Origin of the sequence: Veillonella criceti, from assembly GCF_900460315.1 — a bacterium.
Taxonomy (GTDB): domain Bacteria; phylum Bacillota; class Negativicutes; order Veillonellales; family Veillonellaceae; genus Veillonella_A; species Veillonella_A criceti.
In genome coordinates this window covers 1,027,191-1,040,320 of sequence record NZ_UHIO01000001.1, presented here as the reverse complement: position 1 = coordinate 1,040,320, position 13,130 = coordinate 1,027,191, and the positions used below count along the sequence as shown (strand labels likewise).

At 40.6% G+C, this 13,130-nt stretch carries 12 protein-coding genes; 9 read left to right on the top strand and 3 right to left on the bottom strand.

All coding sequences use genetic code 11. The annotated features are described in order from the left end of the window. The first annotated feature begins 15 nt into the window (after positions 1-15). The 8 genes from dpaL (at position 16) to DYE54_RS04650 (ending at position 9,501) form a co-directional block, all read left to right on the top strand. Positions 16-1,218, top strand: coding sequence for a diaminopropionate ammonia-lyase (gene dpaL / locus DYE54_RS04685; protein WP_115310155.1), 1,203 nt, complete (start codon positions 16-18; stop codon positions 1,216-1,218). Positions 1,219-1,256: 38 nt separating this feature from the next. Beyond that, on the top strand, positions 1,257-1,673 hold the full coding sequence (locus DYE54_RS04680) for a M20/M25/M40 family metallo-hydrolase (RefSeq protein ID WP_245935691.1): 417 nt from the start codon (positions 1,257-1,259) through the stop codon (positions 1,671-1,673). 369 nt (positions 1,674-2,042) lie between these two features. Further along, the gene (locus DYE54_RS04675; RefSeq protein WP_115310154.1) at positions 2,043-3,377 is read left to right on the top strand and encodes a nucleobase:cation symporter-2 family protein; all 1,335 of its coding nucleotides are present in this window, start codon (positions 2,043-2,045) and stop codon (positions 3,375-3,377) included. Positions 3,378-3,646: 269 nt separating this feature from the next. Next, positions 3,647-4,093 (top strand): MOSC domain-containing protein, encoded by a 447-nt coding sequence (locus tag DYE54_RS04670; RefSeq protein ID WP_245935690.1) that lies wholly within the window; start codon positions 3,647-3,649, stop codon positions 4,091-4,093. Between the two features lie 17 nt (positions 4,094-4,110). Further along, entirely contained in the window at positions 4,111-5,097 is a 987-nt protein-coding gene (gene moaA / locus DYE54_RS04665) for a GTP 3',8-cyclase MoaA (RefSeq protein ID WP_115310152.1), read from the top strand. Positions 5,098-5,123: 26 nt separating this feature from the next. Further along, positions 5,124-6,230, top strand: a complete 1,107-nt coding sequence (locus DYE54_RS04660) for an aldose epimerase family protein (protein WP_115310151.1) — start codon at positions 5,124-5,126, stop codon at positions 6,228-6,230. A 72-nt stretch (positions 6,231-6,302) separates the two neighbouring features. After that, complete coding sequence (locus tag DYE54_RS04655) at positions 6,303-7,472, top strand: iron-containing alcohol dehydrogenase (RefSeq protein ID WP_115310150.1); 1,170 nt, start codon at positions 6,303-6,305, stop codon at positions 7,470-7,472. A gap of 199 nt (positions 7,473-7,671) precedes the next feature. Continuing rightward, positions 7,672-9,501, top strand: coding sequence for a carbon starvation CstA family protein (locus tag DYE54_RS04650; RefSeq protein WP_172460560.1), 1,830 nt, complete (start codon positions 7,672-7,674; stop codon positions 9,499-9,501). Positions 9,502-9,908: 407 nt separating this feature from the next. On the opposite strand, the gene DYE54_RS04645 is transcribed toward DYE54_RS04650, so the two are convergent. Continuing rightward, positions 9,909-10,733, bottom strand: a complete 825-nt coding sequence (locus tag DYE54_RS04645; RefSeq protein WP_115310149.1) for a LytR/AlgR family response regulator transcription factor — start codon at positions 10,731-10,733, stop codon at positions 9,909-9,911. After that, on the bottom strand, positions 10,730-12,433 hold the full coding sequence (locus tag DYE54_RS04640; protein WP_115310148.1) for a sensor histidine kinase: 1,704 nt from the start codon (positions 12,431-12,433) through the stop codon (positions 10,730-10,732). The genes DYE54_RS04645 and DYE54_RS04640 overlap by 4 nt, the downstream gene beginning before the upstream one ends. Before the next feature lie 253 nt (positions 12,434-12,686). Between DYE54_RS04640 and DYE54_RS10140 the strand changes: the two genes are divergently transcribed. Next, positions 12,687-12,827 carry a hypothetical protein gene (locus tag DYE54_RS10140; RefSeq protein ID WP_172460559.1) on the top strand — a complete coding sequence of 47 codons (141 nt, stop codon included), beginning with the start codon at positions 12,687-12,689 and terminating at the stop codon, positions 12,825-12,827. Between the two features lie 148 nt (positions 12,828-12,975). Here DYE54_RS10140 and DYE54_RS10440 read toward each other — a convergent pair whose 3' ends face one another. Continuing rightward, positions 12,976-13,053: a putative holin-like toxin gene (locus DYE54_RS10440; protein ID WP_422822098.1), complete on the bottom strand. Its 78-nt coding sequence runs from the start codon at positions 13,051-13,053 to the stop codon at positions 12,976-12,978. Positions 13,054-13,130 lie beyond the last annotated feature (77 nt).

Sequence of the window (13,130 nt, the reverse complement as noted above, 5' to 3'; positions counted from 1 at the left end):
ATAGGAGGTAATAGTATGGCCACAATCAAATGGGAAATGAATCACTTGCCAAAAAGTGAACAGAATAATTTGGCGATTATGTCAGTGGAGGAAGCTAAAAAGGCACGTGCCTTTCATCAAAGTTTTCCACAGTATACTGAAACGCCATTGACTTCGTTACCTGAGTTAGCCAAGTTTTGGGGGTTAGGCAGTGTATTTGTCAAAGATGAATCGTATCGCTTTGGCTTAAATGCTTTTAAAGTGCTAGGTGGTGCGTATTCCATGGTAAAATACGTGGCGCAACAATTAGGGAAAGATGTGTTGGAATTACCCTATGATGTCTTGACTTCAAAAGAATTACAGGCGCAATTAGGTGATGTTACCTTTTTTACGGCTACCGATGGAAATCACGGTCGTGGCGTAGCTTGGGCAGCGCGCCAATTAGGTCAAAAGGCTGTGGTGTTCATGCCAAAAGGAACTACCCAATCTCGTTTAGAACATATTCAGCGTGAGGGGGCTACCGTAACGATTGAAGAATTAAATTATGATGACTGTGTGCGCAAAGCCGTAGCCGAAGCAGCCAAAGTAAATAATGGTGTGGTTGTGCAAGACACTGCTTGGGAGGGATACGAAGAAGTACCAAGTTGGATTATGCAAGGCTATGGCACGATGGCGCTTGAAGCAGGTGAGCAACTAGCGAAAGCAGAGATCCTGCCAACCCATATCTTTGTACAAGCCGGGGTCGGTTCGTTGGCTGGTGCGGTAACAGGTTATTTTAGAAATTTATATAAAGAGGCTAAGGTACAACCAAAGATTGTAGTAGTAGAGGCGCAAGCGGCGGATTGTTTATATCAAGGGGCTGTTGCTGGTGATGGCAAACCTAGAATGGTAGGTGGTGATTTACAAACAATTATGGCTGGTCTTGCCTGTGGTGAGCCCAATACCATTAGTTGGGAAATTTTACGAAATCATGCAGATGTATTTGTATCGGCTCCTGATTGGGTAGCCCAATGGGGCATGCGTATTAGTGCCGCGCCACTTAAAGGGGATACTTCCATTATTTCGGGTGAATCAGGGGCGGCGCCACTAGGAACGGTAGCGGCGATTATGACTTGCCCTGATTATAAAGAGTTAAAAGAAACATTGGGATTAAATGAGACATCTCAGGTACTTTGCTTCTCGACTGAAGGGGATACAGATCCAATTCGGTATAAAGATATTGTTTGGTATGGTAAGTAAGCAGGTTTAGGAAGGGATAATTTAAGGAGGTTATTAGTATGGATTTCGAAGCGATTAAAAAAGCGGCACAAGGGTATGAAGCAGCTATGACAAAATGTTTACGTGATATCGTAGCGATTCCAGGTGAAAGTGCCGATGAAAAAGGGCATGCTGACCGTATTGCTGAAGAAATGAGAGCGGTTGGTTTTGATGAAGTTATCATCGATCCACAGGGTAATGTACTTGGTTATATGGGAACCGGCAAAACTTTAATTGCTTATGATGCGCATATTGATACAGTAGGCATTGGTAATCGTGAAAACTGGGCGTTTGATCCATATGAAGGTTTTGAATCTGCTACTGAAATTGGTGGTCGTGGTGTTTCTGACCAATTAGGTGGTATTGTATCAGCTATTTATGGTGCTAAAATCATGAAAGATTTAGGCCTTTTAACGGATGCGTATTACATTAGGTAGTTTGGTGGCGGTTATCATGAATATCTTATTGAATGGTAGTGAAGGTCATCCGTCGGATCGTCCAGATAAAATTAAATGACCTTATGATAACACATCCCTTGGGTCCTCTATGAGATGTAGGCAGTTTTGTTATGAGCAAATAGGTTTTGACAAAAAGGTAGGAATCGTTGTTTAATAAATATAAGAAATATATAGTTGATATTAAATTAGAAGTATTTATTAAAAGGCAAGCCTAGTTTATAAATTATAAAGTTGTTGAGGGACTTTATACATAGCGTGCTTTGTGCTAATAAGTTATAGACTTTAGGTAAATATTTCTAAAACTCACTATATGTTAGGTATACTGGTATTTTGTATGAGGGGGTTCTCATGAGCGAAGACACTAAAAAAGCGATTCATCCCGTAGATGAAATGCTGCCTACATCACAATTATTTGCCTATGGCCTACAGCATGTATTAGCTATGTATGCAGGCGCTGTAGCGGTGCCAATCATTGTAGCGCAAGCTATGCATTTGTCTGCGGAACAGTTAATTCATTTGATTAATGCTGATTTATTTACTTGTGGCATTGCGACCTTAATTCAGACATTGGGGTTTTGGAAAGTAGGGGCCCGTATTCCTATGATTCAAGGGGTAACCTTTGCATCTGTTACACCGATGATCGTTATTGGTTCCCAAGGAGGTATGACGGCCATTTATGGGGCCATTATAGTAGCCGGTCTATTTACCTTTTTAATAGCGCCGTACTTCAGTCGGTTAATTCGTTTATTCCCACCAGTAGTGACGGGGACAATTATTACAATCATTGGGATTACCTTGTTGCCAGTTTCAGTTCGGTGGATTACAGGTTATGCTAAACCAACATCCCCCGAGTTTGCTAGTCCGATGAACTTATTTTTAGCCTTTTTGACATTAGCTATTGTTATTATTGTATATCGTTTCTGTAAAGGCTTTTTAAGTAATATATCCGTATTAATTGGTTTAATTGGTGGTACCATTATTGCGACTCTCCTAGGGGTAGCTGATTTCAGTGAAGTCGCTACGGCTGATTGGGTTGGGTTCATTACACCGTTCTCCTTTGGGTATCCAACCTTTGATATAGGGGCTATTCTTTCCATGATTATTGTTATGGTCGTTGTTATGGTAGAAACGACGGGTGACTGCGTAGCTATTGGTGAAATTGTAGGTAAGCCAATGGGCCGGAAAGGATTAGCTAAATGCTTGCGAGCTGACGGGTTATCTACTATGTTGGGTGGTATTTTCAACAGCTTCCCATACACTGCTTTTGCACAAAACGTAGGTCTTTTGGCGGTAACACGCGTAAAAAGCCGTTTTGTAGTAGCCATGTCTGGTTTGATTCTTGTGGTATTAGGTCTTGTGCCTAAAATGGCCGCAGTGGTAGCTTGTATTCCAAACTCTGTATTAGGTGGTGCTGGGATTGCCATGTTTGGTATGATTATTGCTAGTGGTATCCGTGCTTTATCTAAAGTAAACTTTGAAGGTAATTATAACTTAATGTTGGTAGCTGTTAGTATTGGTATGAGTATGGTTACATTAACAGAACCAAACTTCTATCATAACTTTCCAAGCTGGACAGCCGTTATTTTACATAGTGGTATTACCCTTGGTAGTTTGACAGCGGTCATCCTTAATCTAATCTTTAATGGTTTTGGTAAAGAAGAACCTGTTGAGGAAGAAGATTAATAGCTTAATAATAATCTGGTATAGCCAAACAATTTTGGTTATACCAGATTTTTTATGATTTTAAAAAGTTTAACATGTCGTAGTTACGTATCTCGTGTTATAATAACTATTATATAGAAATCAATCTATACAGTGAGTTGTGCTGTGTTGCCAGTGCAACATACAAAGTGATTGATACGGTGGCATACTAAGCGTAGTAGCATATCTACAGCTTATAAAACTGTGTGTAAGTAACTTAGTAGGTCATAGAAAGGAACTAATACATTATTATGGCAAAAGTGATTGCTATTTCTATTAGCGAAAAAAAAGGACAGAAGAAGCATAATATTCCTGAAGCAAAGTTGATTACAGATTTTGGTATGGAAGGGGATGCCCATGCAGGTAAATGGCATCGTCAAATTAGTTTATTAGGCATTCAAAGCATTGATTTGATGCGTGCTAAAGGGGCTGATGTAAACCCTGGTGATTTTGCTGAAAATATTACGATAGAAGGCATTGTGTTATATGAATTACCTGTAGGAACTCGTTTGTTCGTAGGTGATGAAGTGTTGCTCGAAGTCACTCAGATTGGTAAAGAATGTCATTCTGGTTGTGAAATACAAAAACAAGTAGGTTCATGTATTATGCCAACACAAGGTATTTTTGCAAAAGTATTGAGTGGTGGCATGATTCATGTAGGTGATACCGTTGTCGTCGAAGAGAGTGCTAGTGAATAGCTGACAGGAGAATTTAAATGGTACAAGATAGTTGGCAACGAACAATTGAATATGTGCGTGTATCGCTAACGGAAGCCTGCAATTTTTGTTGTCCCTATTGCCGACCAGAGGCTATCACACCGGACAGTCAGACTAATTTATTAACGCCTGATGAGTGGCTCGTTATTTTAGAAGCTTTCCATAAATTGGGGATTCGAGCCTTGCGTCTTACAGGTGGTGAGCCCTTGTTGTATCCGCAATTAGATAGATTGCTAAAGGAACTACAACAACGAGCGTGGTTTGAAGACATATCCATGACGACCAATGGTAGTTTATTGGCTGACCGAGCAGAACGTTTGCATAAATTAGGTTTACAGCGTGTGAATATTAGTTTGGATGCTGTGGATGAAGCCACGTTTGATGAACGAACTGGACGTACAGGTCAATTACAATCAGTTATTGATGGCATTGAAGCCTCATTGGCCGCTGGTTTTAAAACAGTAAAAATTAATACGGTTTTAATGGAGGCTTTATCAGATGATATGGTACGCTCTTTATTAGCCTATATGGATAAATGGCCTGTTATTTGGCGTTTCATCGAATACATGCCATTTCAGGGACAAAAATTTAGAGGGCCTACTTTTGAAATGTGGCATCAACAGTTAGAACGACTTTGTGGTGGTAGATTATTGCCAGTAGGTTCAGCCACAAATACTAAAGCGGTAACTGGCTTTGGACCGGCTACATATTATCGTTTACCGCAAGGTCATTTGGTAGGATTCATTTTTCCCATGAGTCACAGTTACTGTGAGTCTTGTAATCGCGTGCGTTTGACGTCGGATGGACGTTTACGTCTTTGTTTACTTCGTGATGAAGAAGCCGATTTAGTAGGTCTTGTACGTCAAGGGAAAACGGCAAAAGAGTTAGCTCAGCATATTGTAAACATATTGCAGTTGCGTAAAGAACAACATGAGGGCACAGATATGGATGTACCACAGCGTGCTATGTGGCGTATTGGTGGCTAATAGAAGATTTTGGGTGAGGTGGCACAATGAAGCGGTATGATTGGGGCACGACACGAAATGGTGAAGCAGCTACGCTTTATGAATTAGAAACAGATTCATTACTTGTACGAATTTTAAATCGAGGCGCAACGATTGTTGATTTTATCGTAAAGCCTTTACAACGTAATATTGTTTTAGGCTATGATTCCATACATGGCTATGAACAAGGTGATGCCTATTTAGGCGCTACAGTAGGACGTGTAGCAAATCGGATTGCTAATGCACGGTGTAAGGTAGCCGATACAGAATATCAGTGGACGCCTAATAATGGGCCTAATTTATTACATAGTGGTGCGCATAGTTTAAGTTTTGCTATATGGCAATTAGTGCCTAATAGTGAACGGCAAGAGGCCAACTATGAAAAGTTAGTACTGGCTACTACCTTACAAGAACAACAGGATGGATTCCCTGGCGATTTACGGGTACAACTTATTGTCGAATTAGTCGGTGCAGAATTACGATTGACGTATCAATATATGACATCGAAGGATTCTGTTGTTAATATTACGGGGCATAGCTACTTTAATCTTAATGGAACCGCTAGTTTACCTCATGTCGATGGCGTTATGGCTACCGCTGATCAAGGGCTCATCACCAATCATGAAATACAACTTAATGCTAAGTATTATATGCCGTTTGGTGAACATCAAATCCCAACGGGTGAAATTGCGCCAGTTGAAGATACGCCCTTTGATTTTCGTGAATGGCAATTGGTAGGTAAGGCGTTGACAGCACATTATCAAGAGTTAGCTGAGTATAGAGGCTATGATCATCAGTATATTTTGGCTAATGGCGGGATACATAGTGAGCCAAGGGCAATAGCAGACATTCAACGATGTGGCGCTTTTCGTGTAAGCGATTTGGAGTTGACTGTGTTATCCGATGCACCAGGATTTCAGTTCTATACAGGCAATTGGTTAGTTGATGAAGGACGCAATAGCGAAGTGTATGAACAATATAGTGGTCTTTGTATTGAACCACAATTTGCACCGAATGACGTCAATATGCCAGCGTTTCAGGAATCACTGACAAAGGCTAACGAAATGTATGAACGACGCATTGTGTATGCTATTAATTTAGGTTACAATAAATAGAGGGAATCATAGGATAGACCGGTTATGCAAGGCATGACCGGTTTACTTGTATATATTAAAAAGGAGGTCCCTATGGACGCATTTACTTTTTACAATCCAACTAAAATTGTGTTTGGCAAAGATTGTGTGAATCAACTAGGGCAAGAACTTGCTCGATATGGGCAAACTGTATTATTAACGTATGGTGGCGGTAGCATTAAGAAAAATGGCATTTATGAAGCTGTTATGGCTCAATTGAAAGCAGCTGGTAAAACGGTTGTGGAATTGAGTGGTATTATGTCAAATCCTCGTATGGAAAAAGTCCAAGAAGGTGCTGATTTATGTCGTAAACATAAGGTGGATTTTGTCCTAGCTGTAGGCGGTGGTTCTGTTATTGATTGCTCTAAATTCATTGCTGGTGTAGCAAAAACAGCACCAGATTATGATTGGTGGGAACACATGTTTATGAAACGTGAAAACGTAACAGACGCATTGCCAATTGGTGTAGTTCTCACTATGTCAGCAACTGGCAGTGAAATGAATAACCGTGGCGTAGTAACCAATTGGGAATTTCAGAAGAAAATGGGTGGTTTTGGCGATGCCTTATTTCCTCAATTTTCTTTCTTGGATCCAACATATACCTATACCATGCCACAAGAACAGTTAGTCAATGGTATTTGTGATATGTTATCACACTTGATGGAGCAATATTTCTCTTTACCTGAAACGAATAATTTAAGTGATGCTTTAATTGAAGCGGCGTTTAAAAATATTATGGAAAATGCAAATATTGCTGTTAAAAATCCAACTGACTATGAAGCTCGTTCTAATCTAATGTGGGGTGCTACCATAGCCCTCAATGGTATTATGGGTTTGGGCAAAAAGCAAGATTGGATGGCGCATCAGATTGAACATTCTTTATCAGCATTTCATGATATTGCTCATGGTGCTGGCCTTGCCATTGTACATCCAATGCTACTTCGTTATATCTATAAAAATCATGTAGCGCGGTTTGTCCGTTTTGCTACTCATGTATGGGGCTTACAACGTAGTGACTATGAAAGCGATGAAGCCTTAGCTTTGGCTGGTATTGAAACTTTGCGTGCTTACTTTAAGAGCCTCGGGGCACCGACTACATTAACTGAAGTAGGCATTCCTGCAGAAGATTTACCAGCAATTGCTGAAAAATCTAATCGCTATCCTACTTCCTATACCAACTTTACCACCGAAGATATTCTAAATATTTATAAAAGTGCGCTGTAAGATTTCTTTTTACCAAATTTTATTTCCATTAATAGCCCGTTTTGTTCCATTCATAGGAAATTCGTTTACCGAATACTTAAAATAACATACAATGCTATCAGATGAAGATGAGATGACAAATTCGATTATGAGTAATCATACTTCATGACTGGAGAGTCAGCTCACAAGGCACGTATTTTATGTTAGGAGGTTCCAAGAGATGGAAATGAACGGGCTTTATTTAGTTATTGTATCGGCCCTAGTATTAGCGATAGCGTATCGCTTGTACGGGTCCTTCATAGCTGCCAAAGTATTGACGGTGAATCAATATCGGACAACCCCAGCGGTAGCTATTAATGATGGTGTTGACTATGTACCTACCAATAAATGGGTTACGTTTGGTCAACATTTTGCAGCGATTGCTGGTGCGGGTCCTTTAGTAGGGCCAGTTATTGCCGCACAGTTTGGTTATTTACCAGGTGTGCTTTGGATTTTAATTGGTTCCGTATTGGCTGGGGCTGTTCACGATTTTGTGTTATTATTTGCTTCCGTACGATATAATGGTAAATCCATTGCGGATATTGCGAAATCTGAAATTTCTAGCTTAGCGGGTATGGGTACTTTATTAGCGACTTTATTCTTGCTTATTATTACTATGGCAGGGATGGCTGCCGTAGTAGCTAACTCCCTTGAAAACTCCCCATGGGGCTTTTTCACAGTAAGTGCTACGATTCCAATTGCTGTATTCATTGGTATTTACCTTCGCTGGATTCGTCCTGGTAAAATTCGTGAAGCCACTGTTATTGGCGTTGCTTTGATTATGGCCGCTGTTATTTATGGGCCAGACATTGCTCATTCTTCTTTAGCGCCTTACTTTACTTGGGATCGTCATTCCATTCAAATTATGTTGGCTGTTTACAGCTTCTTTGCAGCAGCCTTACCAGTTTGGTTATTATTAGCGCCTCGCGGTTATTTATCCACATATATGAAAGTCGGTACAATTGGTGCGTTAGCACTTGGTATTATCATTGTAATGCCAGTGCTTCAAATGCCAGCTTTCTCTGATTATGTACATGGTGGTGGCCCTGTGCTTAGTGGTTCCGCTATTCCATTCGTATTTATTACCATCGCTTGTGGTGCTTTATCTGGTTTCCATGCGACCGTTTCTACAGGGACAACCCCTAAAATGATTACCAATGAAAAGGAAATGTTACCTATCGGTTATGGTGCTATGCTTACGGAAGCATTTATTGCTATGATGGCTTTGATTGCGGCGACTAGCTTACATCCAAATGACTATTTCGCTATTAATTCTACTACTGAAACATTTACAGCCTTAGGCCTTCAAGTTCATGAATTACCAGCTTTATCGGCCCTCGTTGGGGAAGACTTAATGCACCGCCCAGGTGGCGCTGTATCCTTAGCTGTTGGTATGGCACACATCTTCTCTCAGATTCCTAGCATGGCACATCTTATGAGCTACTGGTACCATTTCTGTATCATGTTTGAAGCCTTATTTATCTTAACCTTAATTGATACAGGGACTCGCGTAAGTCGCTACATGGTACAAGAATTGTTAGGTATGGCATTCCCTAAAATGAAGGATGCACATTGGTTACCAGGTGTTTATATTGCTTCTTTCCTAGTATGTTTCACTTGGGGTTACCTCGTATTACAAGGTAACATCGGTACAATTTGGCCACTCTTTGGTGTATCTAATCAGCTGTTAGCGACTATGGGCCTTGCTATTGGTACGACCGTTATTATGCACCTTGGTCATAAGCGTTACGCTTGGGTTACTTTAATTCCATGTATTTTCATTGCTGTTATTACGGTTATGGCTGATTATGAAAATATCGTAGGAAACTATATTCCAGAAGGTCAGTGGATGCTTGTGGGTGTAAGTATTCTTATGCTCATCTTAGTTGCTATTGTTATGGTTGAAGCCGTTCGTAGCTGGATTCGTTTGGCAAAACAGCCACAAGACTTCAGAACTGAAACAGATATAGAAGCAGAAGAACTAACAAATATGGAAACAGAAAATGTATAAGCTTATTCTTGAGATAATACATGTGTTATTATCGTATGAGCTAATATCATTTTTGGTAGCCTAATATTCATCTAACATTAGAATCTCAAAAACTACTTACATACTTTAAAGACAAAATAGGAGACTCTCCTAGCTGTGCTTGTAAAAGCATAACTAGGGCGGGTCTCCTATTTTATATCGTACCTTCTATCCCTTTCACTACTAAAAGAGATTACTAGTGATTAACTCTTTTAGTTATAATTTATCAATATGTTGGCGATAGAAGCTTGTAGTAGTAAAGACTCAAAAAGAAAATAGGGAACTCGTAGTGGCCGTTGCTTTCTTTCCTAGCTCGGGCGCGAGAGCTCCCTATTTCCTTGTTTAGTAAAATCTAATTGGCCAACATATTGGTAGTTATTAAACTACATTCAGTTAATCCCTAGTAACTCTTTTATCAACTTCACTTGTGCCTTACTCACTGGTATGTCCAGGAGTTCCTGGCCTTTGGCTGTTTGCTTAGGTAGTCGTAGCCAATAGGTGCCTTTGAACCAAGGAACAACTTCACGTACTTTATTCAGATTTACAATGTAGCTGCGATGAACACGGTATAATGAGGTGCCACGAAGGCGTTCTTGTAATTCAGTTAACGTTTTATTTGAGCCGTACTTGCCTGCATCAGTGTGGACTTCAAGGCGTCCTGATTCACCGGTAATATAGGCGATGCTATCTAGGTCAATCAATAGAATATGAGCACCATCATCCACAGCTAATTTATTTGTGCGTACAGCTGGTGTGCTATAAGGGGCTGTACTGTTGTTTGCCGATTTATGAGATGTTTGCGGTAACGTTTCATCGGTAGTTTCAGTTGTTGGTAGTCCCTGTGGATATAGGGCTTTCATTACATGCTGAATAGCTTTAGCAAGACGATCTTCTTCGATTGGTTTTACTACATAGTCTAACGCTTGAAGTTCAAACGCTTTGAGCGCATATTCGTCATAAGCCGTAGCAAAAATGATACGACTGTCTGGTGAAATATCATGAATTACCTCAGCGAGTTCAAGACCTGAGAGTCCGCGCATATGAATATCTAAAAAGATTAATTGTGGTTTTTCATGGGTAATGAGCGAAATGGCGGACGTGGCATTATCGGCTTCGCCAATAATATCAATCGTAGTGCTGTGGTTCGTCGTGAGCAAATAGCGCAGTTCGTCACGAGCTGGCGCTTCATCGTCAATTAGGATTGTGCGAATCATAGAGTCTCCTTTTCAGGTTCAGGTTGAATTTTAGGAATGCGGATGGTTACAGTCGTACCTTCTTCGGGCACGGATGAAATCGTGAGGCCATAAGGCGTACCATAGAGACCTTGTAGGCGGTGATGGACATTGCTTACGCCAATGTGTCCTTCGGGAGGGTGCTCTAAATAATAGGAGGGGTCATTTTGAAAACCTACGCCATCGTCAGTTACCGTAATTAGAATATCTGTGTCAGTCATCGTACCCTCGATGGCGATAGAACCACCGACCTCACGAGGTTGCAAGCCGTGTTTAATGGAGTTTTCAATAATCGGTTGCAATGTGAGCGACGGAATGCCATAGTTAAAAATAGCTGGATCAATATTGTGTGTCACAAAGAGCTTATCACCATGGCGGGCTAGGGAAATTTCGAGGAAACCACTGACTTGATCCCATTCTTTAGCGATAGAAATGACACGGCCCGTATATTGCAAGGTGAAACGAAACATCTGTGAAAATTTAATCAGTAAGCGTCGCGCCAATTCTGGATTCGTGCGAATTAAAGAGGAAATCGTATTTAGCGTATTAAATAAGAAATGCGGATTAATTTGTGTATGTAAAGCTTGCATTTTAGCGGCTTCAGTTAATTGGCGTTGCTGGTCAATTTCAGTTAACTCGAGCTGAGTAGAAAATAAATCAGCTAACCCCTGTGCAAAGGCCACATCTGAGGAGTCGGGGGAATGGGTGGCCGTGGTATAGTACATTTTAAGAGAACCAATAATTCGGCTATTGATAGTTAACGGTACTACGATGGCACTATTCAGGGTGCAGTGAGGATCGGTACAGCCAATTTCATCGTGAGAATACGCAATATGAATTTTGCCCGATGTTAGGGAATGAATGGTTACATTTGTTAAATGGTCGGCCACGCCTGGGGCATGATGATTCGCTTCGGCTCCGATATAAGCTAAGACATGCGTTGTGTCTGTAATCGAGACGGCATCGTAGGAACTGTGCTTTTTGATAATTTGAACCACTGCGTTAGCTGACTCAGGATTCAAGCCCTTACGGAAATAACGGACCGTTTCACGGGCAATGGCTAAAATATTCTGGCTTTGATTGGCTTTTTGCGTTTCCCGTTGATGCAAGCCGTCTTTGATGATTTTCATGAAAAGGGCCAGTCCTAGTGAATTGGCTATGGTCATAGGTACGGCAATCTCACCAACGAGAGCGGCCGCCATATGATACGGTTCCGCGACTAATAAGATGATGAGCATTTGCAAAATTTCACCAAAGAAACCAATGCCTAATGCTATGGGCCAAGGAATGAGTGGACGTTTGTAGAATTTCTGAAAAAGGCCAGCTAAAAGGCCTTCGGTAATGGACGAAATAGCACAGGCGAGGGCTGTGAAACCGCCGAGGGAATAACGGTGGAGCCCTGAAACGAGACCAACGGCACTACCTAAAAAGGGGCCACCCACAAGACCGGCTGCCATAATGCCAATCATGCGCGAGTTGGCGAGCGCATCATTAATTGGTATGCCACCATAAGTGCCTAGAATCGCAATACTAGAGAAAATAAGAATAAAAATAATGCGATCAAGCCAAGACAAACGATTGGCCATGAGTCTATCAAAGAGTTTTAAGCGTGAAATGACAAGACCCAGTACAATGGCAGTACTGATTCGTTTTATCATTTCAAATAATAAAATGTCAGTCATAAAAGTAGCCTTTCAAAGATAGATAGCTAAAAAATTGTAAGAGCCTATTCCTATACATATATTCCTACATATATTCCTATACATATAATAGAATATGCTATTGATTTCATTATATCATATGCGCAATTGGTATACATAGCATGCTTTTTAGGTTGAGAAATGCGAGTGAATTTAGTAGAATAAGAACAGTTATATCGTAAAAGAATGAATAATAAAGAATCATTTATCATACAGTGTGATTGGAGGTTTTACTATGTGTTGGTGTGATATTGTATATAAATCTGGCGTGTCTCGTTTAGGGCAAGGCTTAGAAGGAACTCTGCATTTCTTGGCGTTTTGGGTATTAACTTTGAGCTTTATTCGCCTAGGCGTATCTTGGATTTTTGGAATTTAAAAAGTCACCCGTATTTGACGGGTGACTGTAGAGTGGGTATAATAGAAAGAGAGATAGCTAAGTATTGCAACGCTCGGCTCATCTCGTAACAAAAATGTTATATTGAGAAATGGCCGTAGTGTTACAACGCTATGGCCTTTTTCATTGCTTATTTAGAAGCAATAATAATGGTGGCCACTAGTACTCCAAAACTTATCATTAAAGTAAGTACTTGGTATGTGTTCATGGACATCACCGCCAATCTGTTACGGATTGACAAACCTAGCTACTTAGCTACCTCTATAGGTATTATAGCACAAAAAT

What these genes read in the sequence shown, in the direction of transcription:
- DYE54_RS04670 (WP_245935690.1), top strand. Translation starts at nt 3,647, where the DNA reads ATGGCAAAAGTGATTGCTATTTCTATTAGCGAAAAAAAAGGACAGAAG.
- DYE54_RS10440 (WP_422822098.1), bottom strand. Translation starts at nt 13,053, where the DNA reads ATGAACACATACCAAGTACTTACTTTAATGATAAGTTTTGGAGTACTA.
- DYE54_RS10140 (WP_172460559.1), top strand. Translation starts at nt 12,687, where the DNA reads ATGTGTTGGTGTGATATTGTATATAAATCTGGCGTGTCTCGTTTAGGG.
- DYE54_RS04660 (WP_115310151.1), top strand. Translation starts at nt 5,124, where the DNA reads ATGAAGCGGTATGATTGGGGCACGACACGAAATGGTGAAGCAGCTACG.
- DYE54_RS04675 (WP_115310154.1), top strand. Translation starts at nt 2,043, where the DNA reads ATGAGCGAAGACACTAAAAAAGCGATTCATCCCGTAGATGAAATGCTG.
- DYE54_RS04645 (WP_115310149.1), bottom strand. Translation starts at nt 10,733, where the DNA reads ATGATTCGCACAATCCTAATTGACGATGAAGCGCCAGCTCGTGACGAA.
- DYE54_RS04650 (WP_172460560.1), top strand. Translation starts at nt 7,672, where the DNA reads ATGGAAATGAACGGGCTTTATTTAGTTATTGTATCGGCCCTAGTATTA.
- dpaL (WP_115310155.1), top strand. Translation starts at nt 16, where the DNA reads ATGGCCACAATCAAATGGGAAATGAATCACTTGCCAAAAAGTGAACAG.
- DYE54_RS04680 (WP_245935691.1), top strand. Translation starts at nt 1,257, where the DNA reads ATGGATTTCGAAGCGATTAAAAAAGCGGCACAAGGGTATGAAGCAGCT.
- DYE54_RS04655 (WP_115310150.1), top strand. Translation starts at nt 6,303, where the DNA reads ATGGACGCATTTACTTTTTACAATCCAACTAAAATTGTGTTTGGCAAA.
- DYE54_RS04640 (WP_115310148.1), bottom strand. Translation starts at nt 12,433, where the DNA reads ATGACTGACATTTTATTATTTGAAATGATAAAACGAATCAGTACTGCC.
- moaA (WP_115310152.1), top strand. Translation starts at nt 4,111, where the DNA reads ATGGTACAAGATAGTTGGCAACGAACAATTGAATATGTGCGTGTATCG.